Origin of the sequence: Sorangium sp. So ce367, assembly GCF_051520455.1 — a bacterium.
Classification (GTDB): domain Bacteria; phylum Myxococcota_A; class Polyangia; order Polyangiales; family Polyangiaceae; genus Sorangium; species Sorangium cellulosum_B.
Genome location: NZ_CP150334.1, coordinates 6871186 through 6896777, shown reverse-complemented (window position 1 = coordinate 6896777; position 25592 = coordinate 6871186). Strand labels below are relative to the sequence as shown.

General features: G+C 72.7%; 23 protein-coding genes. 17 read left to right on the top strand and 6 right to left on the bottom strand.

Annotation, left to right across the window (positions count from 1 at the left end; all coding sequences use genetic code 11):
* Positions 1–22 precede the first annotated feature (22 nt).
* Positions 23–769 carry a response regulator transcription factor gene (locus WME97_RS26185; protein WP_437541064.1) on the bottom strand — a complete coding sequence of 249 codons (747 nt, stop codon included), beginning with the start codon at positions 767–769 and terminating at the stop codon, positions 23–25.
* 116 nt (positions 770–885) lie between these two features.
* On the opposite strand from WME97_RS26185, the gene WME97_RS26180 reads away from it, so the two are divergent.
* From WME97_RS26180 to WME97_RS26165, 4 genes are read left to right on the top strand one after another with little or no spacing between them, the layout of a single operon-like run.
* Positions 886–2403, top strand: coding sequence for a TolC family protein (locus WME97_RS26180; protein ID WP_437541063.1), 1518 nt, complete (start codon positions 886–888; stop codon positions 2401–2403).
* Positions 2400–3650: an efflux RND transporter periplasmic adaptor subunit gene (locus WME97_RS26175; RefSeq protein WP_437541062.1), complete on the top strand. Its 1251-nt coding sequence runs from the start codon at positions 2400–2402 to the stop codon at positions 3648–3650. The genes WME97_RS26180 and WME97_RS26175 overlap by 4 nt, the downstream gene beginning before the upstream one ends.
* A gap of 1 nt (position 3651) precedes the next feature.
* Entirely contained in the window at positions 3652–4383 is a 732-nt protein-coding gene (locus tag WME97_RS26170; RefSeq protein ID WP_437541060.1) for an ABC transporter ATP-binding protein, read from the top strand.
* Positions 4377–5579 carry an ABC transporter permease gene (locus WME97_RS26165; RefSeq protein ID WP_437541059.1) on the top strand — a complete coding sequence of 401 codons (1203 nt, stop codon included), beginning with the start codon at positions 4377–4379 and terminating at the stop codon, positions 5577–5579. The genes WME97_RS26170 and WME97_RS26165 overlap by 7 nt, the downstream gene beginning before the upstream one ends.
* 30 nt (positions 5580–5609) lie before the next feature.
* Here WME97_RS26165 and WME97_RS26160 read toward each other — a convergent pair whose 3' ends face one another.
* Positions 5610–6371, bottom strand: coding sequence for a hypothetical protein (locus tag WME97_RS26160; RefSeq protein ID WP_437541057.1), 762 nt, complete (start codon positions 6369–6371; stop codon positions 5610–5612).
* Entirely contained in the window at positions 6368–7690 is a 1323-nt protein-coding gene (locus tag WME97_RS26155) for an AAA family ATPase (RefSeq protein ID WP_437541056.1), read from the bottom strand. Before WME97_RS26155 ends, WME97_RS26160 begins: the two co-directional genes overlap by 4 nt.
* 237 nt (positions 7691–7927) lie before the next feature.
* Between WME97_RS26155 and WME97_RS26150 the strand changes: the two genes are divergently transcribed.
* The 9 genes from WME97_RS26150 to WME97_RS26110 all read left to right on the top strand — a co-directional run bounded on the left by WME97_RS26150 (position 7928) and on the right by WME97_RS26110 (position 17219).
* A complete protein-coding gene (locus WME97_RS26150; protein ID WP_437541054.1) occupies positions 7928–8416 on the top strand; it encodes a hypothetical protein in 489 nt (162 codons plus the stop codon).
* 103 nt (positions 8417–8519) lie between these two features.
* The gene (locus WME97_RS26145) at positions 8520–9245 is read left to right on the top strand and encodes a zf-TFIIB domain-containing protein (protein WP_437541052.1); all 726 of its coding nucleotides are present in this window, start codon (positions 8520–8522) and stop codon (positions 9243–9245) included.
* A gap of 87 nt (positions 9246–9332) precedes the next feature.
* A complete protein-coding gene (locus WME97_RS26140) occupies positions 9333–10481 on the top strand; it encodes a PAS domain-containing protein (protein ID WP_437541051.1) in 1149 nt (382 codons plus the stop codon).
* Positions 10482–10588: 107 nt separating this feature from the next.
* Positions 10589–11296, top strand: a complete 708-nt coding sequence (locus WME97_RS26135; protein ID WP_437541049.1) for an SDR family NAD(P)-dependent oxidoreductase — start codon at positions 10589–10591, stop codon at positions 11294–11296.
* A gap of 111 nt (positions 11297–11407) precedes the next feature.
* Complete coding sequence (locus WME97_RS26130) at positions 11408–12055, top strand: hypothetical protein (RefSeq protein WP_437541047.1); 648 nt, start codon at positions 11408–11410, stop codon at positions 12053–12055.
* A 358-nt stretch (positions 12056–12413) separates the two neighbouring features.
* On the top strand, positions 12414–13706 hold the full coding sequence (locus tag WME97_RS26125) for a pectate lyase family protein (protein WP_437541045.1): 1293 nt from the start codon (positions 12414–12416) through the stop codon (positions 13704–13706).
* A 104-nt stretch (positions 13707–13810) separates the two neighbouring features.
* Positions 13811–14884: a FecR domain-containing protein gene (locus tag WME97_RS26120; protein WP_437541043.1), complete on the top strand. Its 1074-nt coding sequence runs from the start codon at positions 13811–13813 to the stop codon at positions 14882–14884.
* 20 nt (positions 14885–14904) lie between these two features.
* Positions 14905–15924: a hypothetical protein gene (locus WME97_RS26115; RefSeq protein WP_437541041.1), complete on the top strand. Its 1020-nt coding sequence runs from the start codon at positions 14905–14907 to the stop codon at positions 15922–15924.
* 53 nt (positions 15925–15977) lie between these two features.
* The gene (locus WME97_RS26110; protein WP_437541039.1) at positions 15978–17219 is read left to right on the top strand and encodes an RCC1 domain-containing protein; all 1242 of its coding nucleotides are present in this window, start codon (positions 15978–15980) and stop codon (positions 17217–17219) included.
* A 7-nt stretch (positions 17220–17226) separates the two neighbouring features.
* Here WME97_RS26110 and WME97_RS26105 read toward each other — a convergent pair whose 3' ends face one another.
* A complete protein-coding gene (locus WME97_RS26105; protein WP_437541037.1) occupies positions 17227–17847 on the bottom strand; it encodes an RNA polymerase sigma factor in 621 nt (206 codons plus the stop codon).
* A gap of 397 nt (positions 17848–18244) precedes the next feature.
* Here WME97_RS26105 and WME97_RS26100 point away from each other — a divergent pair, with 397 nt between their 5' ends.
* A complete protein-coding gene (locus WME97_RS26100; protein WP_437541035.1) occupies positions 18245–18733 on the top strand; it encodes an FHA domain-containing protein in 489 nt (162 codons plus the stop codon).
* 81 nt (positions 18734–18814) lie between these two features.
* Here the strand turns inward: WME97_RS26100 and WME97_RS26095 are convergent, their stop codons facing one another.
* Positions 18815–19858 carry a hypothetical protein gene (locus WME97_RS26095; RefSeq protein WP_437541033.1) on the bottom strand — a complete coding sequence of 348 codons (1044 nt, stop codon included), beginning with the start codon at positions 19856–19858 and terminating at the stop codon, positions 18815–18817.
* 470 nt (positions 19859–20328) lie between these two features.
* Between WME97_RS26095 and WME97_RS26090 the strand changes: the two genes are divergently transcribed.
* Both WME97_RS26090 and WME97_RS26085 read left to right on the top strand, forming a co-directional pair.
* Complete coding sequence (locus tag WME97_RS26090; protein WP_437541031.1) at positions 20329–21015, top strand: hypothetical protein; 687 nt, start codon at positions 20329–20331, stop codon at positions 21013–21015.
* A 14-nt stretch (positions 21016–21029) separates the two neighbouring features.
* Entirely contained in the window at positions 21030–22490 is a 1461-nt protein-coding gene (locus WME97_RS26085; protein WP_437541029.1) for a hypothetical protein, read from the top strand.
* On the opposite strand, the gene WME97_RS26080 is transcribed toward WME97_RS26085, so the two are convergent.
* Positions 22451–24073 carry a ferritin-like domain-containing protein gene (locus WME97_RS26080; RefSeq protein WP_437541027.1) on the bottom strand — a complete coding sequence of 541 codons (1623 nt, stop codon included), beginning with the start codon at positions 24071–24073 and terminating at the stop codon, positions 22451–22453. The genes WME97_RS26085 and WME97_RS26080 overlap by 40 nt on opposite strands.
* Before the next feature lie 101 nt (positions 24074–24174).
* Here WME97_RS26080 and WME97_RS26075 point away from each other — a divergent pair, with 101 nt between their 5' ends.
* Positions 24175–25473 (top strand): flavin-dependent oxidoreductase, encoded by a 1299-nt coding sequence (locus WME97_RS26075; RefSeq protein ID WP_437541025.1) that lies wholly within the window; start codon positions 24175–24177, stop codon positions 25471–25473.
* The last annotated feature ends 119 nt before the right edge of the window (positions 25474–25592 follow it).

Sequence of the window (25592 nt, the reverse complement as noted above, 5' to 3'; positions counted from 1 at the left end):
CGCCCTCCGGGGAGGAAGCGCTTCACCCGCGCTCCCGCGCGAGGATGTAGCCCGCGTTGCGGACCGTCTTGATGCGCTCGCCGCCGCCCGGCCCAGGCCCGAGCTTGCGGCGGAGGTTCGAGACGTGCATGTCGATGCCGCGGTCGTACGCCGCGAGCCGGCGTCCGAGGACGCGCCGCGCGAGATCCTCGCGCGAGACCACCGTCCCCGCCTGCCGCGCCAGGACCTCGAGCAGGTCGAACTCGGCCGTGGTGAGCCGGACCTCCTCGCTGCGGACACGGACGCGCCGCGCGGCGGGGAGCACCTCGAGATCGTCGACCATCAGCGCGCCCTGCGCCTCCGCGGCCGAAGGACCGGCCGCCGCGCCCGGCCCAGCCGCCGCGCCGGCGTGAGAGGCGCGCCGGTGGAGCGCCCGCACGCGGGCGACCAGCTCGCGCGGGTTGAACGGCTTGGGCAGGTAGTCGTCGGCGCCCATCTCGAGGCCGACGATGCGGTCGACGTCCTCGCCCCGCGCGGTGAGCATCAGGACAGGGACCCGCGAGCTCTGCCGCAGCCGCGTGAGGACCTCGAACCCGTTGAGCCCGGGCAGCATCACGTCGAGCACCACGAGCGTGAACGGCCTCTCCCTCTCCTCCTGCGCGCGCGCGAGGCCGGAGATCGCGTCGCGCGCGCTCTCCACGGCGTAACCCTCCTGACCGAGCAGCTCGGCCAGGAGCTCGCAGAGCTCGGCGTCGTCGTCGATGACCAGGATCTGGGGCGGATCCGTCATGTCGCGACTGTAGCGCGGCTGTCGCACCGCCGTGTAAGGCCTGGTCAAGAGGCGTCTTGACGAATCTTTACACGACCAGGACACCTCTTGAGACACTGCCCTCTAGGTTGCGGTGCATGACGTTCACTCGCTCCGTTCCCTTGCCGTGGCTGGCGGCTCTCGCCCTCGCCGCCACGTGCTCGCTGAGCGTCGCGGCGCGCGCCGAGACGCTCACCGCCGAGGAGGCGGTACGCCGCGCGGCCTCCCAGAACCCGTCCCTCCGCGCGGCGCTGCTCGAGGCCACCGCGGCGCGGCAGGCCGTCGCCGCCGAGGAGGGCGCCCGCAGGCCCACGCTCTCGGCCTCGGTGACCGGACAGTACCAGGAGTCCTACGGCAGGGTCGCCGACGCCAACGGAGGCGCGCCGGGCAACGGCGCCGGCGCGCTCCAGCGCTCTGGCGGCGCGTCCGTCGCGTCGAACGCGGCGCTGCGGTACACGACCGACGTCGGGACGAGCCTCGAGGTGGGCGCGTCGGCGCGCTCGCCCGCGGACGGGACCCCGGGGCCGAACTACGGCGCGCAGGCCTACGTCTCGGCGCGGCAGCCGCTCCTGCGGGGGGCCGGGACCGACGCGGTCCTCGCGCCGTACGCGCAGGCGCAGGCGTCGGCCGTCGCCGCGGAGCAGGAGCGCGAGCTCGCCGCGAGCCAGACCGCGCTCGACGTGCTCGGGGCGTACTGGGAGCTCTGGTACGCGGAGCAGGCGATCCTCGTGCAGGAGCAGGCGCTCGCGGCCGCAGAGCGGCTGCGAGCGGACGCGAAGGCGCGCGCCGAGACCCTCGGCACCGGCACGAAGGTGGACGTCCTGCGCTTCTCGACCTCGGCCGCGTCGATCGCGGACGCGCTGTCGCAGGCGCGGGCGACGCGCGCGGCGCGGGCCATCGCGCTCGGGCGCGCGCTCGGCATGGCCCCGGCGAGCGCGGCGTCGCTCGCCCCGACGGGCGCGCCGCCGTCGCTCGGGGCCCTGCCGCCGGCCGACGCGCTCGTGCGCGCTGCGAGCGAGCGGTCCCTGGAGCTCGCGGCCCTGCGCGCCGACCTCGACGCGCAGCGCGCGCGGGTGGGCGCGGCGGAGGACGCGGACCAGATCCGCCTCGACCTGTTCGCGACGGCCTCGATGGACGGGCAGTGGGTGCGCGACGGCCTGCCGGGGCTCTCGCTGCCGGGCGGCCGGCCCGCGTTCGGGGTGCTGGGCGGGATCGAGGTCGAGCTGCCGCTCGGCGGCGGGCGTGCGTCCGCGGACGCGGCCCGCGCGCGCACGCAGCTCGCGGCCGCGGAGGCGCGGTACCAGGCGCGCGCCGAGGCGATCGCGGCCGACGTGAGCTCGCTGCGCGCGAGCCTCGAGGCCGCGGCCGAGCAGGTCGCGCTGGCCACCGAGACGGCGCGCATGGCGGGCGAGCTGGCCGAGGCCGAGCGCCAGCGGCTCTCGCTCGGGACCGCGACGTCGGCGGACGTGGTGCAGGCGGAGCAGACGCGGAGGGAGGCGGAGCTCCGCAGGCTGCGGGCGGCGGTGACGGAGCTGGCGTCGCGCCTCCAGCTCGATCACGAGACGGGCGCGCTGCTCGTCCGCTTCGCGTCGGTGCTGCCCAGGAGGTCGTCATGAACAGGAACAAGAAGCGCTACCTGATGTCCGGCGTGGCCGCGTTGGCCGTGGCGAGCTTCGCGATCGGCGGGTACGCCTGGTACAAGCAGCCCGAGAAGACCCCCGCCGGCCCCACCGTCGAGATCCGCCGCGGGAGCCTGACCGAGACCGCGGCCGCGTCCGGGAAGATCGAGCCCGACGTCCAGGTCGAGGTGAAGTCGCGCGCCCCGGGCCAGGTCATCGAGGTCCTCGTGAAGGAGGGCGATACGGTCGAGGCGGGGCAGCTCCTCGTGCGCCTGGACCCGACGGACGCGGAGCGCGACCTCGCCGCGGCGCGCGTGGCGCGCGACCGCGTGAAGGCCGATCTCGCCGCGGCGAACGCGTCGGTCGCGGTCGCCGAGCTCGAGCGCAAGAACAGCCAGACGAGCCAGGAGGTCGCCGAGAAGAGCGCCGAGATGGGCCTCGGGCCGACCGACGCGGCCCGCACGGCGGCGCACTCGACGAAGGTCGCGGGCGCCAACATCACGCTGCGGCGGGCGCAGCTGAGCTCGACCCAGGCGCAGCTCAAGGCGGCCGAGCTGGCGGTGCAGGACGCCGAGACGCGGCTGAAGGAGACGCAGATCTACGCGCCGATCGCCGGGACGGTGCTCGACGTGGCCGTGGAGAAGGGGACGCTCGTCTCGTCGGCGCTCACCAACGTGAGCGGCGGCAGCGCCGTGATGACGCTCGCCGATCTGTCGAACCTGCGCATCGTCGGCGCGATCGACGAGGCGCAGATCGGGCGCGTCGCGCCGGGCCAGCGGGTCGACATCCGCGTCGACGCCTACGGGGACCGGGTGTTCCAGGGCGTCGTCGACCGGGTGAGCCCGCTCGGCAAGGAGGTGTCGAGCGTCGTGACGTTCGACGTCGAGATCGTCGTCAACGACAAGGAGGCGTCGCTGCTCCGGTCGGGGATGAGCGCGGACGTGGAGATCGTGACCGCGGAGCAGAAGGACGTGCTGCTCGTGCCGCTCCTGGCCGTGCAGTCGCAGGGCAAGCGGCGGTTCGTCCGGCTCGCGAGCGGCGAGGAGCGGCCGATCCAGACCGGGGCGACGGACGGCTCGCAGATGGTCGTGACCGCGGGGCTGAGCGAGGGCGACGACGTGCTCGCGAGCGCGCCCGCCGCGAGCGCGGCGGGGCCGCAGGGACAGGGGCAGCGGCAGGGCGGCGGCCAGAACCCGATGCGGGGGATGGGCATGGGGATGGGCGCCGGCCGAGGAGGGCGCTGAGATGGACGTCCCCGTCCTCGTGAGCGGGCTCTCGAAGGTGTACCACGCCGATCGCGAGGACCTCGCGGTGCGGGCGGTCGACCGGATCGGCTTCGAGGTGCGCCGGGGCGAGTCGGTGGCGATCATCGGGCCCTCCGGCTGCGGGAAGTCGAGCCTGCTGAACATCCTCGGGTGCCTGGATCGGCCGTCGGAGGGCACGTACCGGCTCGGGGGGCGCGACGTGGCGGAGCTCGACGACGACGAGCTCGCGGCGCTCAGGAACCGCCACATCGGGTTCGTGTTCCAGAGCTTCAACCTGTTGCCGCGGATGACGGCGGCGGAGAACGTCGAGCTGCCGCTGCTCTACGGGGCGGTGAAGAACAGCCGCGCGCTCGCGGAGGGCGCGCTCGATCGCGTGGGGCTCGCGGCGCGCGCGCGGCACCTGCCGTCGGAGCTCTCCGGCGGGCAGCGGCAGCGCGTGGCGATCGCGCGGGCGATCGTGACGCGGCCGTCGATCCTGCTGTGCGACGAGCCGACGGGCGCGCTCGACAGCAAGACGGGGCGCGACGTGCTGGAGCTGCTCCTGTCGCTGAACGCGGACGGGACGACGCTGATCATGGTGACCCACGACCTCGGCGTGGCGCGGTCGCTCTCGCGCGCCATCCACATGAGGGACGGGCACATCGTCGCCGACGGGCCTTCGGCCGACGTGGTGTCGGCGTTCCACGCGGGCGAGATGGAGGCGGCATGCTGATCAAGGAGACGGCGAAGAGCGCGTGGCGCTCGCTCGCCTCGAACCGCCTGCGCACGCTGCTGACGATGCTCGGCATGATCATCGGGACCGCGGCGGTCGTGGCGGTGCTCGGGATCGGGGAGGGCGCGCGCAGCAGCGTCGAGGGGCGGATCCGGTCGCTCGGCGCGAACCTGCTGATGGTGCGCCCGGGGTCGGCGTCGGCGAGCGGGGTCCGGTCGGGCACGGTGAAGACGCTGACCGAGGGCGACGCCGAGGCGCTCAAGGGGCTCGACGGCGTGGCGGCGGTCGCGCCGGAGCGGAGCGGCAGCGCGCAGCTGCGGTACATGGCGAGCAACCTGAACGCGTCCGTGACGGGGATCACGCCGGCGTACCTCGAGGTCCGCTCGCTCTCGGTGGCGAGCGGCGTCTCGTTCTCCGACCTGGACGAGCAGCAGCGGGCGCGCGTCGTCGTGCTCGGGGCAAATGTCGCGCGGCAGCTCTATCCGGGGGCCTCGCCGCTCGGGACGCGGCTCCAGATCAACGGGAATGCGTTCCGGGTGGTCGGGGTGCTGGCGGAGAAGGGGTCGGGCATGGGGTCGCCGGACGACGGGGTGTTCGTGCCGCTGTCGACGCACCGTTCGGTGCTGTTCGGGCAGGATCACCTGTCGACGATCTCGCTGCAGCTGGCGAGCGAGGATCGGTCCGACATGGTGATCGCGCAGCTGGAGCAGCTGCTGCGCCTGCGCCACCGGTTGCGCGCGGATCAGCCGAGCGATTTCGAGGTGCGGTCGCAGGCCGAGATGCTGGCGACGATGGGGCAGATCACGGGCACGTTCACGATGCTGCTCGGCAGCGTGGCGGCGGTGTCGCTGATCGTGGGTGGCATCGGGATCATGAACATCATGCTTGTCTCGGTGCGGGAGCGGACGCGCGAGATCGGCGTGCGGATGGCGGTCGGGGCGCGGCGCGGGGACATCCTGCGGCAGTTCCTTGTCGAGGCGGTCGTCGTGTCGCTCGCGGGCGGCGTGGCCGGGGTGGGCCTCGGGTACGGAGCGGCGGTGCTGCTGTCGCGGTTCGGGGAGTGGGCCACCATCGTGCCGACGTACGCGGTCGGGCTGGCGCTCGGGGTGTCGATCCTCATCGGGATCACGTTCGGCGTGGGGCCGGCGAGGCGCGCGTCGAAGCTCGATCCGGTGGAGGCGCTTCGGTTCGAGTGAGCGGGGCTGCGGGGGGACGGAGCGGCCGGATCAGGCGGGACGGGTGGCGGCGAGGGCGGCGAGCAGCGAGGCGTTCTGGAGGAGCGCCTCGACGGTGTGGTGGAGGGATTTTCCTGCGTAGTAAACGGCGTCCACGTCGAGGCCTTCGGCGAGCTGGCGGTTGTGGCGGTCCTCGAAGCACACCTGGTTCTTGGGTTTCAGGACCTCGTCGAGCGCGCCGCGGTCGTTCGCCCATGCCTGGAAGACCGGGACGTGCTTCCCGCGGCACGCCGGGTTCTCCTCACAGAAACGGACACCGGCGCGCGTGTGCTGGAAGAGCCAGGCCTCGATGCTGTAGTACGGCACGACGAGGAGGAGCTGCGACAGCGCAAGGTCGCCGGCCGGAGGGCGGCCGCTCCGAGCACGCCGGTGCTCGACGAACTGGCGCACGTCGGTCTCGATGAAGCTGCGGAACTTCGCGACGTTCTCGCTCGCCTCGCGCTCCGTCCAGGGGCGGTCGCCATCGATGTGGTAGAGCACGAAGGCGCGGTCGCCCTCGAGGAGCTTCGTGGCGATGTACCCGATCAGGTCGAGGCGAGCTCGGTAGTCCCGCGGCTCCCGGCTCTTCCATAGGTTGCCGCGGAGGGCTTTACGTACGCCCTGACTTTCAGGGGGCTCGAAACGGACGTGCTGCCAGTCGTAGCTGCTGTCGACCAGGCGGAAGATCTTCTTCGCGAGCGCGACGAGCGTGTCGTGCGCGCCTTCGGCAGAATCCTCGCTGAGCACCAGGATCGAGCAGCGAGCGACGCTCACCAGAGCCCTCGCGTCCGGAGGATCTCGCCGACGTGCTCGATGCCGACCTGGTAGGCGCGGTAGAACATGTCCGCCTCGTCGTCGGTCATGTTGCGCCAGATCATCCGCTCGCGATCGCCATCCGCCTGGGTGCGGCAAAGGATGAAGCTCTCCTTGACCTGCTCGGCTGAGTCGAAGGACATGTAGTCGAGCAGGAGCGGGTTCTGGCTGGTGAGGAACGCCTGCCGGTCGCCGATGGCGGTCATGCACTCCTCGATCCACGCGTGGTGGAGGCCGTTCACCAGCTCGTCGGCGATGACGAAGCTCGGGTTCGCGTCGAGGTAGTAGAGGAACGCAAGCAGGCGCTTCTGGCCGTAGCTCAGGTGCTGGTCCTGGAAGATCGAGCCGTCGCGGCGGGTGAACCAGAACTTGAGATTGCCGAGCTCGAAATGCTCGGAGCGCGTGTCTTCCCGCACTCTCTTGTCGATCAAATCCATCTTTGCCATGGCGGAGCGCAGGCCGAGCAGACGAACCGATTCGGAAAGGAAATTGAGCTGCTCGTGATTCATCGAGTAGCTGGTCGTGATCTCGGGAGCGTCGACCTCCAGCGCATCGACAATCGTTTTGGGCACGAGCCCCTCGATGAGAATAGTCAAGATCTCTCCGTGGAGGGGCCCGTGATCAGTGAACTTGGTGCGAACGATGAGCGGCCGCAAATCGTCCTTCCATGAGCCGTCGTCGTCCTGCCTTGCTATGATGGCGCGGAATGTGTCGAGTGACTCATCGAACCGGCAGGCGTTCTTCAGATCGAGGCTAAGATCAGCCCTTAGATTGCCTTCGAGCGGAAGCGTCGCGAGGAGGAGGAGCCCAGAGAGAAAGCGGCGAGAGTGCTGAAAATTGACCAGTGGCCATTGGCGCTCGAGCGCTGTGCCCTCGACGACGACCCTGTCCGTCAACCGTCGGATCGACGCGGCTGCACGGGGCTCGGATAGGCTTAGAGCAAGCTGAAAGTCCGGTACCTCGTGGGCCGCATACACCCCCTCCGGCCCCACTCCGGCCATCGACGGCAGGTTCAATAGCTCCGCTCGCTCGACCTTGGGCTCCCGGCTCGCGATCGTCCCGCTCAGCGATCCCTGCGGGAACGTCAGCTCAAGTTCGATCGAGAACGGGTCGCCCGGGTCATTCAGGCCCGTCCGGAGGATCTTCGAGATCAGCGAGAGCAGCGTCGTCTTCCCCGCGCCGTTCGGACCGAGCAGGACGTTGCGGCGGTCGCTGAAGATGAGCTCGCAGGGCTCCACGTTGCGGTAGCGGTGGATCGTGAGGCGCTTCAGCTTGACCACGGTGTCGCAGCCTAGCCCCCTACGCCTCCGGCGGGCAACGAGAACGCCCCGGCCGCGGCCATCCGCCCATCACGGCGCCCGCACGCTCGGGATCGCTCCTCCCGGAACGCACACTCGAACCCACGCCCCGGTGCGGCGGTCCGTTCTGGCCGATCACGCAGCATTCGCCGGCGCAGCGCTGAGCTCGCCATTGCTTTTCAGTGCCGGCGCGCCGCCGGCTCGCTATCCTGTGGTGGGATGGATGTCCTGCTGCAGAACGACCACCTGACGGTCACCCTCGATCAGGAGATGTCGATCGTCCGCAGCACCCGCTCCGAGGTCCCCTATCCGTCTCCCGACGATTTCATCCGGGTCCACTCCGAAGCGCTCAAGGTCTACGAGTCGCTCGATCGCTGGAGCCTCGGCCACCTGCTCGACCTCCGCCGGGCTCCGATGAACAACGATCCGGCGTTCGAGGCCGCGACGATGCGCACGCGCAGCATGCTCGTCAGCGAGTTCGCCTGCGTCGCCATCGTCGTGCGGACGGCGGTCGGCGCCCTCCAGGTGAACCGGCTCCTGCGTGAGGAGAACAACGACCATGTCGTCGTGCTTCAGGACGACGACACCGCCGTGGGAGTTCTGCTCGAGGAGCTCGGAAAGCAGGTGCGCCGGTCCAGCGCGCCGCCGCACAGCCGCCCCCGGAGCTCCCATCCCCATCCCTGGATGCGCCCCGCCAGGCAGCGCTGAGCCCGATCATCCGTCCGGCGCTTTGAAGGTGGCGCCGGCGCCAGGAGCGAGGGCGCCTGTCATCGCGCTTTTCGTGAGCGCTCCGGGCCTCTAGACTCCCGGGGTGCGCGCCGATCGCAGCACATGCCCCCGATGCGGCCTCCTGATCAACGCCGAGGGGCGCTGTTACCCCGGGTGTCAGGGGCCGCTCGCCACCGTGCGCTGCGGCGGCTGCTACCTGCTGAACCTCCCCGACGCGGAGCGCTGCGACGGGTGCGGGCACGAGCTCGGTCTGGAGCCCATCCCCGAGCCCGACGCGCTCCTCTGCTCCGATTGCGGCGTGCCCTTCTCGGCGTTCCGCGCCGCGGCCGGCCTCCTGCGCGACTGCGGCCGGTGCGGCGGCCAGCTCGTCGACAACGCGCTCTTGCGGGACCTCCTGGAGCGCCGGGAGAGCTATGGGACGAGCGCGCCGAGGCCGCCGCGGCGGCCGGAGCACGTCGACGTCCGCGTGCGCTACGTCCGGTGCCCGGCGTGCGGCCAGCCGATGAACCGCAAGAACTTCGCCGGCAAGAGCGGCATCATCGTCGATATCTGCAGGGAACACGGCACCTGGTTCGACCGGGGCGAGCTCCCGCAGCTCCTCGCCTTCGCCGCGTCGGGCGGCACCGCGAGGGCGCGGCAGCAGCAGATCGACGAAGAGGCGCGGTCGCGCCGGGAGGCCGAGATCGCCAGGGAGGCGGCGCGTCGGGCGAGCGCCGTCGTGGCTGCCTCGTCCTGGGAATCCCGCTGGAACGGCCGGCGGGCCGCCGTGCAGGAGCTGCTCGAGCTCTTATGGCAGATCACCCGCTGAGCGTCCGCGCGGGCCGGCCGCGCCCGTGAAGAGACGTTAAGGAGCGTGCAGGACGGACGGGGGCGTCGTATGACGTGCCGCCACGACATGACGTCCCTCGACCAGCGCCTGTCGGCGCTCGATCTGTCCGTCCTGCCGACCTGGGTCTACGACCACGGCCGGCACCGGTTCCCCTGGGTGAACGCGAAGGCCATCGAGTTCTGGCACGCGACGGATCGCGCCGAGCTGCTCTCCCGCGACCTCTCGGACCTGTCACCGGCCGTCCGCGCGCGGCTCGACGGCTACCTCCGCGTCCTCGCGGAAGGGGGGACGGTGCTGGAGGACTGGACGCTCTACCCGCGCGGGACGCCCGCGACCGTGACGCTCCACGGGCAGCCGATCGACCTCGATGACGGGCGGCTCGCGATCCTGTTCCAGGCGCTCCCCCAGGCCGCCAGCGTCGGCGCCTCGATGGTGCGCGGCGTGGAGGCGGTCCGCCACTCGTCGGTGCTGGTCAGCCTCGTCGACCGGGAGGGGGCGGTGCTCTTCCACAACCCCGCGGCGCTGCGCGCCCTCGGCGACGCGCCGACGATCGACGCGGCGTTCCCGGACGAGGGCGTGAGCGCGGCCGTCCGCGGCGCGATCGACGCCGAGGCGGCGTGGGCAGGGGAAGTGCGGGTCGTCACGACCGACGGCGAGCGGTGGCACCAGGTGGAGGCGCGCCCCACGACCGATCCCGTGACCGGCGCGCGCGCGGTGCTCGTGCAGCAGCTCGACGTCACGGCGCAGCGGCGCGCCGAGGGGCAGGTCGAGGAGCAGGGCCGGCTCATCGACCGGCTGAACCGCTCGCTCGCCCTCGTCGAGGAGCAGCGGCGGCAGATCCTCAACCTCTCCGCGCCGATCCTCGACGTCGGCCGGGGCACGCTCGCGGTGCCGCTCATCGGGCGGCTCGACGCGGAGCGCGGCGGCGAGCTCGGAGAGCGGCTCCTCCCGGCGATCGTGGCGCAGCGGGCGTCCCACGTGGTCCTCGACGTCACCGGCGCGGAGGCGCTCGATCCGGACGGCGCCGCGGCCCTGGAGCGGCTGGCACACGCGATCCAGCTGCTCGGCTCCAGGCCGATCCTCACCGGCGTCCGCCCGGAGGTCGCGCGCGCGCTCGTCGACGTCGACCTCGGCGAGGAGCTGCTCGTCCTGCGCAGCCTCGGCCGCGGCCTGGAGGTCAGCCGGAAGCGCGCTGCGGCGCGGCGCCGGGCGTAGGCGCCGGCGCGCGCGGCGCCGCCCGGAGCGGCGTCCCCGCGGCGCCTGCGCCCGCCGCAGCGCTTTTCGAGCTGCCGGGCCGGACGGCCTCTGCCATAACGGCCGCCATGACGCTTGAAATTAACGGAAAGTGGGCGCTTGTCACCGGCGCGAGCCGGGGTATCGGAAAGCGGATCGCGCGCGGCCTCGCGGACCTCGGCTGCAACGTCGTCCTGCACAGCCGCGACGCGGCGCACACGCGCGAGCTCGAAGGGGAGCTCGCCGGCAAGGGGATCCGGGTGAGCGCGGTCTCGGGCGAGCTGTCGGATCAGGCAGCGGTCGACCGCATGCTGGACGACGCCATCGCGGCGTCGGGCGGGATCGACCTCCTGTTCAACAACGCCGCCATCATGACGCCGTTCCGCGCCTCGCACCTGCAGACGCCGGCGGACGATTACCGGCTCAGCTTCGAGGTGAACGTCATCAGCCCGATACGGATCACGTACCGGCTGCTGCCGACGATGCTGGAGCGGCGGTTCGGGCGAATCGTGCAGGTGACCTCCGGGATCCAGGATCAGCCCGAGCTGATGGCCTACGCGGCGTCGAAGGCCGCGCTCGACAAGTTCGTGCGCGACATGGCGCCTTCGCTCCGCGGCACGGGCGTGCTGATGAACCTCCTCGACCCGGGGTGGCTGCGGACCGATCTCGGCGGGCCGAAGGCGCCGAACGACGTCGAGTCGGTGCTGCCCGGGGCGCTCGTCCCGGCGCTTGTCGACGGCGAGGTCCACGGGGTGCTCTTCCGCGCGCAGGACTACGCGCGTCCCGCCGCGCGCTGACACGCGCGGGGCGCGCGGTCGTCAGGAGCACGCCCCGCGCCCCGCGTGAATCGCGCCGGCTCGACAAGTTGTGCCGCGCCGCCGGTGCGCGCCTTGCTAGCGTCGTGGGAGATGAACGAGAGCTCGGGACCTGGGGCGGACACGGGACCTCGCGCGGGCTGCGGCGCGGGGGAGGCGCCCACGGCGCTCGCGACGGCGGCCGTCGCGCGTGCAGCGCGATGGGGGCGCTGGGGGGCGCTCCTGCCGGTGCTGGCCTGCGCGTGCTCGCTGGAGGGGTTGTCCGCCGCGTGGGACGCCTCGCCGGCGGCCGCGGGAGGGGGGAGCAGCTCGTTCAGGATCAGGATCGAGGCCGAGGACTGCGAGCTCTCCGGCCGCTTCGAGCGCGTGGACGACCCGCTGGCGAGCGGCGGGACGTACGTGGCGGTCCCCGAGGAGGCGAATTGCGAGAGCGACCGGGTCGACTGCTCGTTCGAGGTCGGTGAGGCCGGCACGTTCCAGATCAGGGCCAGGGTCGCCACGGGGCCCGACGAGAGCACGGACAACTCGTTCCTGGTCCGCGTGGACCATGAGCCGGAGCTCGGAACCAGGTACGACTTCAACGGGACCGAGTTCCACGAGGATTACGTTCACGACTCGAAGGACGCGACAGGGCTGCTGCTCAAGTTCGCGCTCGATCCCGGGATGCACATCGTCTCGTTCGGGTGCCGCGAGGACGCGGCGAGGCTCGACTGGGTCGAGCTCGTTCGAATCGGCCCCTGATCCCCGGGAGGCGCCGCGGAGCCGAGCACGGGACCACGCCGCGGCGCTCGATATCGCGGGCATCGTACAGCGCCAGGGCCGATGACGCGGTGTTGCACGTGTCCACCGTGTCAACCGGTGGTTGACAGCCTCGGTCGCGGCGCCTGCCCGGGAGCTCCGGGGGAGACGAGCGGCGCTGCAGAGATCCCTGCGGGAAATGCGGTCGAACGGTGCGATCCAGACAGGGCCGGTCCGCCCTGAACTGATGGCATGTGCGTTGCTGTGGAGCTCCAGCGAACGGCTTGTGTGCTGTCCGGCGTCTCCGCCCGCGTCGCGCGAGCTGCTTGGCCTTGGCTCATCACGGAAAGGTGACTTGCTCATGAAGTGCGAATCTCGAGTCGCTTGGGCTGCGCTGATCGCGCTCGGCATCCTCGGCGTTTCGGTGGTCGGGTGCGGCTCGGAGACGTCAGAGCCGGAAGACGACGCGGGGCAGCCGACGAGCAGCGGGAGCGCAGGCTCCACGGCGAGCGTCGGCGCCGCCGGGACCGGTGGGACCGGCGCGGGCAGCGGCACTGGCAGCTCCAGCGGCGGGACCGGGGGCTCCGGCAGCGGCGAGGGCGGCTCCGGCAGCGGCGAGGGCGGCTCGGACGAAGGCACCGGCGGCTCCAGCAGCGGCGCGGGCGGCTCGGACGTAGGCGCCGGCGGCTCCAGCAGCGGCGCGGGCGGCTCGGGCAGCGGCGCCGGCGGCGGCGACCCCGGCGCTGTCGACTTCAGGCTCTACGGCTACGCCACGACCGGCGACGGCACCACCGGCGGCAAGGGCGGACAGGTCGTCTCGGTGAGCTCGCTCGACGCCCTGAGGAGGGAGGCCGCGAGGGACGGCGCCGTCATCATCCAGATCACCGGCAAGATCAGCGGCAGCGGCGACGACGTGGACGTCACCTCCGACAAGACCATCGTGGGCGTCGGGTCGAGCGGAGAGCTGGAGGGGATCGGGCTCAATCTGAGGAGGGCCTCCAACATCATCGTCCGCAACCTGAAGATCCATCACGTGCTGGCCAGCAGCGGCAACGGCGACGGCATCCACATGGACGAGAGCCACAACGTCTGGATCGACCACTGCGAGCTGTGGGCCGAGTCTCCCGCCGTGAACTCCGACAAGGACAAGTACGATGGGCTCATCGACGCGACCCACGAGTCCTCGAACATCACGATCTCGTGGAGCTACCTGCACGACCACTGGAAGGGCATGCTGGTCGGCTCGTCGGACAAGGACAACAGCGACCGCCGCATCACCTTCCATCACAACCGCTTCCGCAACGTGAACTCCCGCGTCCCGAGCTATCGCGGCGGCAACGGGCACGTCTTCAACAACTACTTCGAGGACGTCCCCGCGTCGGGGGTGAACTCGCGGGTCGGCGCCTGCCTGAGGGTGGAGGGCAATCACTTCTACAAGGTGAAGAACCCCATCACCACCCTGGACAGCCCGGCCGGCGGTACGCACCGCATCGACAACGTGTTCGAGCAGACCACCGGGACGCAGGAGTCGGGTCAAGACTGCTCCTGGACCGCGCCGTACGAGTACCCGCTCGACCGCGCGGCCGCCGTCAAGGCGCTCGTCCTGGAGCACGCGGGCGTCGGCAAGACGGACCCGCTGGCGAACCTGCCCTGAGCGCCGCCGCCGCGCTCCTCGTCCGGGCGGCTCCACGTGGGAGCGCGCCCGAGCTCGCGTCCGCCGGCTGAGCCATTCCCGGCCCGCCGGGGTACATAGTGAGCATGAACCCCGAGCCGCCCCTCCGCGCCTGGGTGCGACCGCCCCTCACCCAGGGGAGCGTGGCGCGCCAGTGGCAGCGCATCGAGGAGCGGCTCGAGGCCCGGGGCGCTCACCCTGGCCGCCGGTGGCTCTGGGCCGGCTCCCTCGCAGGAGCGCTCGCCCTGGGGGCGGCCGCCCTGTGGGTGGGGGCGCGCGGCGGCTCGTCCAGCGCGCCGCCGGCCGCGGTCGCGGCGACGGGCTCGGTGCTGTTCCTGTCGGACGGCTCGACGATCTCGCTCGACCAGGGCGCGGAGCTCGAGGTGCAGCGCGACGAGCCGCGCCACGTCGCGACCGCGCTGCGCACGGGCGCCGCCCGCTTCGAGGTCGTCCCCGACGCCGCGCGGTCGTTCACCGTCGTGGCGCGCGGCGTGGAGGTCCGCGTCGTCGGCACCGAGTTCCGCGTGGCCGTCGACGGGGCGACGGAGGAGGTCACCGTCTCGGTGACGAAGGGGATCGTCGAGGTCCGTCACCCCGCGCGGCCTGACGACGTGAAGCGGCTGCACGCGGGCGAGTCGTGGTCGGCGAGGCCCGAGCCCGCGAAGGTGGAGCCGCCCGCGGACGCGGTGCCTGCCCAGCCCCCGCCCGCCCAGCCGCTCGCCACGGGCGCCCCTACCGCGCCGCCGGCGCAGGGGAGCGCAGCGGCCGGGCCCTCCGCGCCGAGCGCCGACGCCGCGCAGAAGCTCTTCGAGGCGGCCAACCAGGCGCGGCGGGCAGGGGATCTCGCGCGCGCCGCGACGCTGTACCGGCAGCTCGTTGCGAGGCACCCCGGCGACGCGCGCGCGCAGATCGCGGCGCTCGAGCTCGGCCGCATCGAGATGGAGCGAGGCCAGGGCACGAACGCCGAGGACGCGCTCAAGACCGCCGCCTCGTCGGCGGCAGGCTCGTCGGTCCACGAAGACGCGCTCGCCCGCCTCGTCCGGCTCTACGATGGCCAGGGGAAACGAGCCGCGTGCGAAGAGGCCCGACGTCGCTACCTCACGACCTACCCGAGCGGCGTCCACGTCGCCGCGGTGAAGGTCGCCTGCGCGCCGCGGTGATGGCGGCGGGGCGCGGGCTTGTGGTCCCGGCCCTCCTCGCCGCCACCGCCGGGGTCGCGCGCGCCGAGGGAGACGCGTGCGGCGGCGATGCGCCGCCGATCGCCGTGCTCGTCGAGGGCGCGACGCCGGAGCTCGAGCGCGCGATCTTCGTGGACCTGGCCGCCGAGCTCGCCCGCGCCGACCTCTGCGCGCGGCTCGAGGCGGGCGCCTCGCCCGACGCGCGCGGCGCGGGGCGCGAGCAGGCGATCGCGCGCGTGACCATCCGCATCTCGCCGGAGGGCGTCGCCGCGGTCCGCATCGACGACGCCATGACCCAGAAGCGCCTCGAGCGCACGGTGGACGTGGCTGGGCTGAAGGACGACGGCCGCGCGCTCGCGCTCGCGATCGCCGCCGACGAGCTCCTCCGGGCGAGCTGGGTCGAGCCCACGCTGAGGCGACGGGCCGCGATGGCGAGCGCCGCGCCGGCGCCGACGGCGGCGCGGACGCCCGCGGGCGGGGTCCGCGAGGCGCCGGGCGCGGGCGGCGGAGCGGATCGGCGCGCGACCGAGATCGGCGTGCGCGCGACCGTGGCCGCGTACGGGGGCGGCCAGGTGCAGCTCGGGGGCGCGCTCCTCGTCCGGCGGGACGTGCTGCCCTGGCTTGCTGGCTCGATGTTCGTGTACGCGCGCGAGGCGCTGCCCGTGTCCGCCGCGCTCGGGACGGTGCTCGGGCACGCCGCGGGCGGCGGCGCCTCGCTGTCGGCGTACGTCGCGCGGACGGGGCGCGCCCGGCTCGGCGTCGAGGCGGCCGTCGAGGCGGGCTACGTGCTGTTCGAGGGGCGCGCCGAGGAGGGCGCGTCGGCGTCGCGCTTCGGAGGGCCGACCGCGTTCGGCGCGCTCGGCGTGACCGCGGACGTCGACGTGCGGCCCGTGCGCTTCGGCGCGAGCGTCGGCGCGCTCGCGCCCTTCATGATGGTGGAGGCGCTCGCGGGCGACGCGGTCGTCACGAGCATGGGCGGCCCAGGCGTGCTCGCCGCGCTGGGCGCGGGGGTGGTGTTCTGACACGGCGCTCGACGCGGCCGCAGGCGTGGCGCGCGATCGCCGCCGCCGTCGCCGTGGGGGCGTGCACCCAGCGCGGCGTCGTCCTCGAGGCGGGGCCGGGCGGCGCCGGCGCGGGCGGAGCCGGCGCAGGTGGCGCTGGAACAGCGGGTGCGGGCGGCGCCGGTGCAGGGGGCGCCGGCGCGGGCGGCGCTGCCGAGGACACTGTCCTGCGCGTCGACGGCCTCGCCGCGGGCCCGTACCACACGTGCGTCATCCAGGGCGGGCGGCTCTCCTGCTGGGGGGCCAACGACGAGGGGCAGCTCGGCGTCGGCGACACGGAGGACCGGACCACCCCGGCTGCGGTCGAGGGCGACGGCTGGGCCGAGAGCGCCCTCGGCGAGCTGCACAGCTGCGCGAGGCGGCTCGACGGCAGCCTGTGGTGCTGGGGCGCGAACGGCGAGGGGCAGCTCGGGATCGGGTCCGCTGCCTCCGAGGTCACGCCGGCGTTGGTCAGCAGCGCGGCGCGGATGGCGCAGCTCGGGAGCACGTACCTGCACACGTGCGGGGTGGACGTCGATGCGGCGCTCTGGTGCTGGGGCGACAACGAGGAGGGCCAGCTCGGCCTCGACGATCCCTTCCCGGAGGATGGCGTCGACCGCGACCAGCCCACGCGCGTCGGGGCGGCGAACGACTGGACGCTCGTCGACGGCGGCCAGGGCCACAGCTGCGGTATCCGCGCGCCGGGCCACCTCTACTGCTGGGGGCGCAACACCCGGGGCGAGCTCGGCCTCGGCGACGACGCCGGGCAGCAGCTGCGCGATCCGCGCCGCGTCGGCGACGCCGCGGACTGGATCGACGTCCGCACCGGCCAGAACGGGGCCTGCGGGCTGCGCGACGCAGGCCGCGGAGGCCACGAGGGCGCGCTGTACTGCTGGGGCGAGAACTCGTTCGGCGAGGCGGGCGTCGGGCACGAGGAGATCCTCCGGGCGCCGGCGCGCGTCGGCGCGCTCGACGACTGGGTGAGCTTCTCGATCGACACCTTCCATACGTGCGGCGTGCGCGCGAACGGCGAGCTCTACTGCTGGGGCTACAACCTGGAGGGCCAGCTCGGCCTGGGCGACATGAGCGATCACACGACGCCGGTGCGCGTCGGCGACGCCTCCGACTGGGCGTCGGTCGCGGCCGGGCGGCACCACACCTGCGCGCGGAAGCGCGACGGCGCGGTCCTGTGCGCCGGGCTCAACGATCGCGGCCAGCTCGGCGCCGGGGACCTCGAGCGGCGCCTCGTCTTCACGCCGGTCGCGGGCGCGCCGTGAGCTGTCGTCACGCGCCCGGCTTGCGCGGGCGCCCGGCCTGCGCCGAGAGGCGCTCTTCGGCGGCCGCGATGCGCCGCTTGACGGTCGCGAGCGACGCGCCCGTCGCCTCGGCGACCTCTTCCAGCGACATGCCCTCGACGCGCCGGAGCAGGAGCGCGACCCGCTCGGCGACCGGGAGCGCCTCGACCTGCGCGTAGAGCTGCCGCACCTCGACGGCGACGTCCTGCGGGCAGTCCGCGCCGACGACGTCGTCGAACGACACCTCCCCGCGGCGCGCGAGCCCGAGCCGCTCGGCGATGCGCTGGCGCCGCAGCTGCTTGTGCGTGAGCCGCACCGCCATCGAGGCGATCCACGAGGCGAAGGCCTGGGGGTTCTCGAGCTTGTGGAGGGAGACGAACGCCGTGAAGAACACGTCCTGCACCACGTCGTCGAGGTCCGCGCGGTTCGGGATCAGGCGCCAGAGGATCCCCGAGACGTACGGCACGTGCCGCAGGAAGAGCGCCTCCTGCGCCCAGCGCTCCCCCGCGCGCGCGGCCAGGACGAGCTCCGCGTCGGAGGGGCCCGCCTTGGGCCCGGGCGCGGGCGGTGCCGGCGGGCTCCCGCGTGCGCTGGGCGGACTCTGGCTCACGAGGGACGATATACAATAGGGGATCGTCGCCGGACGAACTGTGAGCTCAGGGGAGGGGCGAGGTGCGCTGCCTGACGCTTCCCGATCCGGAGGGGTTCCGGGAGGTCACGTCGGCATGGGGGAGCGGCGCGTCGCACGGCGAGCTGCCCGCGCGGGAGCCGAGTGTGGCGAGCGCCGACGATGTAGTCCGTTCAGCGCCGGAGGTCGTCTCGATGGTGTCTCGTGGCGTCCAGTGATTCCGTCGTCTCCTGATGTATAAGGGCCTATCGGGCCCCGCTGAATTGGGCGATGCGCCGCTCGGGGAGCTCGGCTCTCTCGAACGGCCCGGAACCTGGGGGAAGATCTCGTCATGTTGACCTTCGCGGCGCTTTGTGCTCAGAGCCGGGCGATTTCACGGATGGCGTTCGATCGGAAGTACCCGCACGCCTGGCTGCTCCGGGAGCTCGGCCCCGATGACCAGCCTCCTCCGTCGTTCAAGACCCTCGTCGCCGGGACCTCGCCTGGCATGAGCGGCCAGCCGACCTCGTCCCGTCACCGGATCTCGTCGGGGATGATCGCCACGTCGCACGGCTGCGAGCTCCTGCCGGTGGCGAAGCGCCCCGAGAGCCCCTGGCAGGATCGCATCCTCATCGGGCGGGCGCTGAACAGCGACATCGTGCTCCGCGACGCGTCCGTCTCCAAGGTCCACGCCCACATCTCGGTGCTGGTCGCGGACACCCCGATGCTCCACGCGAGAAAGAGCACCAACGGGACCTTCCTGAACGACCGGCTCATGGCGCCGTCCGGGGACGGCGTGCCCCTCCGCAGCGGCGACATGCTCCAGCTCGGCAACGTCCTCTGCGAGTTCATCGTGAACGCCGATCTCTACCGGCTCGTCGCTCGCTGAGGGCGGGGCCTCCCCGCTGCTGCGCTCGCCCGTCGGATCGCCCGAGCCCTGATGACCGATTCGCCGGCGCTGCCGCCGGGATCAGCTCCGCTCCGGGTGGGGCGCGCGGAAGAGCACCTCCACCGGGCCCGCGTGCGTCTCCACGACGTAGCTCGCCTCCACCGGGGGGGCGCCGTCGCGGAACGCCTTCGTGATTTCCTTGCGCCGCTTCATCAGCTCGACAAGGCCGAGCGCGAGCGCCTCGGAGGCCGTGAGCTCCTTCGGCGTCGGCTTGCGGCCGATGAGGTCCTCGTCGACCATCGCGAGCGTGGGGTAGGCGTCCGGGTCGGCCAGCTCCCAGCGCTGCTCGGCGACCTCGGCGCGCAGCGCGGGGTGCAGGTCGCTCGCGCGATCGAAGCTCAGCGAGAAGAAGCTCGCCGGCAGCGACGCGGGCGGCGCGTCCGGGAGCTTGGCGGTCTCGGTGAGGTAGAGCTCGAACCCGTGCGCGCTCTCGAACAGGAGGACGCCGTGGCTCTGGCCAGCCTGCCCGACGACGCACAGCGCGAGATCGCGCGCGCCGAGCGACGGGATCGACAGCGCCATGATGTCAGCGTCGCTGGGCACCGCCTTCCAGGGCGTAGCGCGGTAGAGCGCGGCCGCCGCGCGGAAGAACGAGGCCATCGCCGGCGCCTCGATGCCGCCCCCGAGGAAGCTCGGCGTCAGGTGGCCGTCCCGCGCGCCGAGGTGGGCCTCCAGGTCCTCGGCCACGACGTCGATCTCCGGCGTGGGCGCGACGCGGACCTCGACCTCCGGGCCGAGCCGCGCCCGCAGGGCCTCCGCGAGCGCCGGCGAGGCCACGCGCACGCGCTGGGGCAGCCGCGGCTTGCCCTCCAGGGGACCTCTGGCGGCGGCCTCGAAGCTGTCGACCGCGCCCGTCACGACGTCGCCGGGGCGCAGCGCGGCGCAGCTCAGGACGAAGCCGCGCTCGGTCATCCAGACGACCGCCTCGGGGCGGTACGCATCGTCGCCCTCGTGCACGAACGCGCGCAGGGAGAAGAAGCCGCCGATCCACTCCTCGTCCCTGCGAGGCAGCGAGCGCGCGCTCTTCTTGGACCGCTTCTTCTTGGGGGCTGGCACGGAGGACATCAGGGCACCTGTTCGCGAGGACGCTCCAGCCGGTACGCTCGACGACCTGGGAGCGAGGGGCGAGACCGGAACCGAGAGGAACCGAGAGGAACGAGAGGAACCTCGAGGACCAGAGGAACCGCGAGGAACGAGAGGAACCGAGAGCGGAACGCTAGCGCAAAGGCCGCGTGCGTCGAAGCGGGAACACGGCGCAAACGGTGCAAGGGGCGCGTAACGGGCGCCTGGCGCGCGCACGGGGCGCGTAAGGCGCGCGGCGTGGCGGCTGGCGCGGGGGTCTTTCGTCTGGCGCTCGTCGCGGTGCCCTGTTATCGGTCGTCGTGGTCCAGCGCGGGGACCTGAAGCAGGTGTCGCTCGCCGACCTTCCAGGGGACTCGATGCCTGAAGCGATCAGCAGAGGCTCCCGGCGCTCCGCAAAGGGTGTGGGGCGCGCGGGGCGAAGGGGGCTTGGTCGGCCCGCGCTCGGTCTCATCGTGATGCTGGCCGCCTGGGCGCAGGCGGGCGCGGCCCAGGCCGAGCCGAGCGCCGAGGAGGTGAAGGCGCTCCCGGGGCTCGCGGTGACGCTCGACGGCGTGGCCGCGAAAGGCGCCGGCGCGGCGCGCCCTGTCGAGCCGGGGAAGCGCCAGGTCATCGCGGCTGCGCCCGCGAGGTACGCCCTCGCGCGCGACGTCGAGGTGACGCCGCCGGGAGAGGTCGTCGAGGTCCCCGTGAAGGCGGTCGCGCCCAGCGCGTCAGCGCAGGGTCCCGCGCCTTCCACGGGCGACATCGAGCCGCGCAGGCCGACTCCTTACGGCGCAAGGCCGGATCCGATCCACCGGAGCCTGATGTGGGTGACGGGCGGGCTCACGCTGGCGGGCATCGCGCTCGGAAGCACGTTCGGTGGCCTGGCGATCTCCACGTGGGACAAGGGCGACGACGCGGCGAAGACGGCGTGCGCGAATCCGAGGCGTTACCGGGACTGCGCGCAGCCGGTGCCCGATCTGTCCAGCAAGGCGATGTCGTATGCCACCGTGTCCGATTTCTCCTTCATCGCCGCGAGCGTGGCGCTCGCCGGCACGGCCGTCCTCTGGCTGACGCTGCCCTCGGACGGGCCGCGCGCGACCGCCCGCGTCCAGCTCGCTCCGGGCGTCGTCGGTGGCTCCGTCGTCGGGGCGTTCTGATGACGATGATGACGATGAGGGTCGAAAGGCGCGCTCGGCTGTGGCTTGCGAGCTCTCTCGTCGCGGCGAGCAGCGCGGGCTGCGCGGAGATCGTTGGCATTCAGCTCATCGACGAGCAGGGCGTCGGCGGAGGCTCGTTCAGCGAGCCCGGCTATACGTGCCAGTGGGTGATGTCTTTCGGTGACGCCGAGACCACGCTCGGCGGGATCGCGGCCGACGAGGACGGCACCCTGTGGCTGGCGGGCGGCTTCAAGGGGGACCTCACCGTTGCCGGCGGCGCCCCGCTCACGGCGGGCGGCGCCGGCAAGGACGTCTTCGTGGCGCACCTCGAGCCGGACGGGAACCACGTGTGGAGCGAGCGCTTCGGGAACGCGGAGAACGACACCGCGACGCATGTCCATCAGGCGACCGCGATCGCGCTGGACGGCGGCAGCGTCTACGTGGCGGGCGACTTCACGGGCAGCCTGTCGTTCGGCGCGGACTGCGGGCCGCCCGAGGGCGGCGGCGACGCGTTCGTGGCGCGGCTCGACAAGAGCGATCCCGGCGGGGTCGCGGCGTGCGTGACGCACGGGTCCAGCGGTCTTGACGAGGCGACGGCGGTCGCGGCGGAGGGCGACCGCGTCTTCGTCCTGACGTCGCTCCAGGGCGGGCTGGACATCGGGTTCTCCAGCTACGATGCACAGACCCTCCTGAATCCGTGCAGCGGCGTCTTTGCGGGCCGTGAGGGCGCGCGTTTCTGGCCTCGCGATCTCCGTGTGGCCTCCGGCGACGCCTTCGTGATCGCCGATTTCGAGGGCCGGGTGAACGTGGGCTTCCCCGGCTCCGAGAGCGCGCTGCCGCCCGGCGGCGCGGCCTCGGACGGGATCGACGCGCTCCTGGCGTCGTTTCCGGCGTCGTGGATCTGCGATGGATGGAGCGCCGAGGGGGCGGACGTCTGGTATCGACACTACTCCGCTCTCCGCGGCGATCAGCGCACCAGCGCCGTGGCGATGCTCGAGGCGGGCGTCGTCCTGACGGGCTCGTTCGAGGGGCAGATCGATCTCGCCGGAGAGAGCATCTCCACCGGAGAGGACGGCTTCGCCGCGCACCTCGACCGGAGCGGCGCCGCCACGTGGGCCAAGCAGCTCGGGGGCAGCGGGGCTCAATCGGCGCAGGTCGTCGGCGTCGACGAGCTTGGAAAGATCGTCGTGGCGGGGCATTTCGATCAGCAGCTGAAGATTGATGACGTCGAGATCGGCGGGGAGGCGGGCGAGGGGGACGCCTTCCTCGCGCGGCTCCGGGCCACGGACGGCGAGGTCGAGTGGCTGGGCGCGCTCGGCGGCCCTGCGCTCCAGCGGATCCTGGCGCTCGCCGTCTCCGGAACGGACGTGTTCCTCGCAGGCATGTCCGGCGCCGACTTCGCGCTCCTGAACTGCCCTGTCGAGGCCGAGGACGGTCAGCTGTTCGTCGCCAAGCTGTCGGTCTCCTCGCGCTGACGGCCGTCCGCCGGGCGCGGGCGGCTGCGCTCGATGCTGCCGCCGCCGCGCGAGAGCAGCGCCCGCGCGCAGGGCGCGATGACCTGAGCGAGCGCGCGCTCCCGGATCGCGCGCCGGTGCTGCGGGGAGAGCACGCCGAAGCCGAGCAGCGGGCCGCCATGGCTCGGCTCGCTCGGGGCGGGGAGCTCCGAGGAGGCCGCGGCGAGCTCGTCGACGACGGCGCTCGCGAGGGATGGATCGCGGTCGAGGGCCCAGGCCGCGAACCGGAAGGCGAGCTCGGCGTGCCGCGTCTCGTCCTCGGCGATCTTCTCGAGCGCGCGCCGTACCGCGGGATCGGTCGCGTGGAGGGCGGCCTCTGCCGCCTCGATCGCGGCGATGGTCTCGCCGATGCACCCCTCGCGGAGGGTCGTCACGAGGATCTCGCGGGCGCCTTCGCCGCCGAGGGCGCCGTCGATGGCGAGCGGCCCTGGGCCGACGCCGCGGCCGGCGAACGCGCTGGCCAGCTCGAAGCACGTGCGCGCGTGGTCGGCCTCGTCGCCCATGGCCGCCTGCGCGGCACCGACGAGCTCCGGCGGCGCGCCGAGCGACAGGAGCTGCAGCGCGAACCGCGCGAACGCGGCGATCGACGCGTGCTCGAGGAGGGCGGCGCGGGTCCAGTGCTCGGCGAGGGCCGCCCGTTGCTCGACGGACAGCTCTTCCAGGCGAGGCGGCACGTCCGGAGCGGCGGTCCGCCAGTCGTCGCGCGCGGCGGGCTGCGCGGTGCGCACGACGCCTTCCACGAGGAACGGCCGGCCGATCGCGCAGATCTCCGCCGTGCAGGTGTGCCGCAGGGCCTCGAGCGAGCATTGCTCGTCCCCTGAGCAGTCCTGGTCGCTGGCGCACTCGTCGGCGGCCGTCTGGCACGCGAAGGCGGTCCCGCCGCATCCCGGGTGCAGGACATAGCTGGAGCAGAGCAGCCTTCCACAGTCCTGGTCGCTGGTGCACCGCGAGGGCACGCACTGTCCGACCGGATCGCCGCACAGGCAGATCTGCCCCTCGCCGCAGTCGGCGTCGGTCGTGCACCCGTACTGGCAGAAGCACCCTGGAGCCACCTCGCCTCCGGTGAAGACGTCGCAGTAGCCGTGTGGCTGCTCGGTGCAGTCGGCGTCAGATTTGCAGTTCCCCATCGCGCCGCTCGGGTCCGCGCAGGCCTTGGCACGCGGGAGCGGGCTGGGACAGGTGACGACCTCCGCGCGGTGGATCCAGCCGTCGGCGCAGCGCACGTACCCGGTGTCCTGGTCCGCGACGACGATGGGCTCCGGATCGTCGCAAGCGAACGGAAACCCTTCGGGCGGCAGGCCTCCTGTGCTGCTGGAGGTGCCTTCACCTGTGCTGCTGGAGGCGCCTTCACCTGTGCTGCTGGAGGCGCCTTCGCCTGTGCTGCTGGAGGCGCCTTCGCCTGTGCTGCTGGAGGCGCCTTCGCCTGTGCCGCCGCCCGAGCCTTCACCGGACGTGATGTTTCCACCGCAGCTCAGCGCAGGCGCGATCGCCAGCACCGAGAGCAGCCTCGCACCCCAAGAGTCCATCGAGACGAGCAATCGCATGGTATGTCCCTCGTTCGAGGATCTTACCCGGGTTCGGCGCCGCGGTCGCGGGCGCCGCGAGCCTCGTTGCCGCGTCCGGCGCGCCGTGCGAGCGTCGCGTGATGCGGGCGTTGATCGCGGGCGGGGGGATCGGCGGGCTGACGGCGGCCCTGAGCCTGCACGCGGCCGGCATCGATGCGTGTGTCGTGGAGGCCGCGCGAGAGATCAGGCCGCTCGGTGTTGGCATCAACCTCCTCCCTCACGCCGTGCGAGAGCTGACGGAGCTTGGCCTCGCCGATGCGCTGGTGGAGACAGGGATCCCGACCGCCGAGCTCGTGCACCACGATCGGTTCGGGGGTCGGATCTGGGGCCATCCGCGGGGTATCTCCGCCGGGTATCGCTGGCCACAGGTGTCGATCCACCGTGGTGAGCTCCAGTTGATGTTGCTCGCGGCGGTGCAGCGGCGCCTGGGGGCCTCCAGCGTGCGCGTCGGGCTGGCGGTGGAGGGGTTCGAGCAGACGACGTCCGAGGTGCAGGTCACGGTGAGGGATCGGCGGACCGGTGAGCGCGACGTGGTCCCTGCGGACGTGCTTGTCGGGGCCGACGGCATCCACTCCGTGGTTCGCGCGCAGCTCCACCCGGCGGAGGGGCCGCCCAGGTGGAACGGCGTTCACATGTGGCGCGGCGTGACCGAGGGCGAGCCGTTCCTGGGGGGGCGCAGCATGATCATGGCCGGCAGCAACATGGCCGCCAAGTTCGTCGCTTATCCCATCTCCCGCCGCGCGGAGCTCCGCGGCCGGGCCGCGATCAACTGGGTGGCGGAGGTGCGCCTGCACGAGGGGGCGGCGGTCGCGCCGGGGAGCTGGAACCGGCAAGGACGCCTGGAGGACGTGCTGCCCCACTTCGCGGCGTGGCGCTTCTCCTGGCTCGACATTCCGGCGCTCATCGCCGCGGCGCCCGTCATCTTCGAGTATCCCATGATCGATCGCGATCCGCTGCCGTGGTGGGGCGCTGGTCGGGTCACCCTGCTCGGCGACGCTGCACATCCCATGTACCCTGTCGGTTCCAACGGGGCCTCCCAGGCGATCCTCGATGCTCGCGTGCTGGCCTGGCACCTCGCCCAGACGAGCGCCCCCGAAGAGGCGCTCGCCGCCTATGAAGCTGCGCGCCGTCCGCCGACGAGCTCCCTCGTCCTCGCGAACCGAGCGATGGGCGCCGACCGGGTCCTCTCGATGGTGGAGCAGCGAGCGCCGGCGGGCTTCGCCCGGATCGAGGACGTGCTGAGCAGCGACGAGCTCGAGGCGATGGGTCGCAGCTACACGGAGATGATTGGAACCGACGTTGCGGAGCTCAACGCCCGGCCGTCGTGGGGCGTCGGCGGGGGACGGGAGGCGCCGGGAGAGCGGAACGGCTCCAGCTGATCGGCGCGGTTCCGGCGACCCGGTGGCCGAAGGCCGCCACGCTCCGCTGGCAGCGCTGCAAGCTACGACGCCACAACCGACAGGTGCACGTCTGTCGCTGTAGGGAAAGCATCTGAAAT

Excerpts from the sequence above, each read along its gene's own strand:
- WME97_RS26185 (WP_437541064.1), bottom strand. The coding sequence starts at position 769 with ATGACGGATCCGCCCCAGATCCTGGTCATCGACGACGACGCCGAGCTC.
- WME97_RS26180 (WP_437541063.1), top strand. The coding sequence starts at position 886 with ATGACGTTCACTCGCTCCGTTCCCTTGCCGTGGCTGGCGGCTCTCGCC.
- WME97_RS26175 (WP_437541062.1), top strand. The coding sequence starts at position 2,400 with ATGAACAGGAACAAGAAGCGCTACCTGATGTCCGGCGTGGCCGCGTTG.
- WME97_RS26170 (WP_437541060.1), top strand. The coding sequence starts at position 3,652 with ATGGACGTCCCCGTCCTCGTGAGCGGGCTCTCGAAGGTGTACCACGCC.
- WME97_RS26165 (WP_437541059.1), top strand. The coding sequence starts at position 4,377 with ATGCTGATCAAGGAGACGGCGAAGAGCGCGTGGCGCTCGCTCGCCTCG.
- WME97_RS26150 (WP_437541054.1), top strand. The coding sequence starts at position 7,928 with ATGGATGTCCTGCTGCAGAACGACCACCTGACGGTCACCCTCGATCAG.
- WME97_RS26140 (WP_437541051.1), top strand. The coding sequence starts at position 9,333 with ATGACGTCCCTCGACCAGCGCCTGTCGGCGCTCGATCTGTCCGTCCTG.
- WME97_RS26135 (WP_437541049.1), top strand. The coding sequence starts at position 10,589 with ATGACGCTTGAAATTAACGGAAAGTGGGCGCTTGTCACCGGCGCGAGC.
- WME97_RS26130 (WP_437541047.1), top strand. The coding sequence starts at position 11,408 with ATGAACGAGAGCTCGGGACCTGGGGCGGACACGGGACCTCGCGCGGGC.
- WME97_RS26125 (WP_437541045.1), top strand. The coding sequence starts at position 12,414 with ATGAAGTGCGAATCTCGAGTCGCTTGGGCTGCGCTGATCGCGCTCGGC.
- WME97_RS26120 (WP_437541043.1), top strand. The coding sequence starts at position 13,811 with ATGAACCCCGAGCCGCCCCTCCGCGCCTGGGTGCGACCGCCCCTCACC.
- WME97_RS26100 (WP_437541035.1), top strand. The coding sequence starts at position 18,245 with ATGGCGTTCGATCGGAAGTACCCGCACGCCTGGCTGCTCCGGGAGCTC.
- WME97_RS26095 (WP_437541033.1), bottom strand. The coding sequence starts at position 19,858 with ATGTCCTCCGTGCCAGCCCCCAAGAAGAAGCGGTCCAAGAAGAGCGCG.
- WME97_RS26085 (WP_437541029.1), top strand. The coding sequence starts at position 21,030 with ATGAGGGTCGAAAGGCGCGCTCGGCTGTGGCTTGCGAGCTCTCTCGTC.
- WME97_RS26080 (WP_437541027.1), bottom strand. The coding sequence starts at position 24,073 with ATGCGATTGCTCGTCTCGATGGACTCTTGGGGTGCGAGGCTGCTCTCG.
- WME97_RS26075 (WP_437541025.1), top strand. The coding sequence starts at position 24,175 with ATGCGGGCGTTGATCGCGGGCGGGGGGATCGGCGGGCTGACGGCGGCC.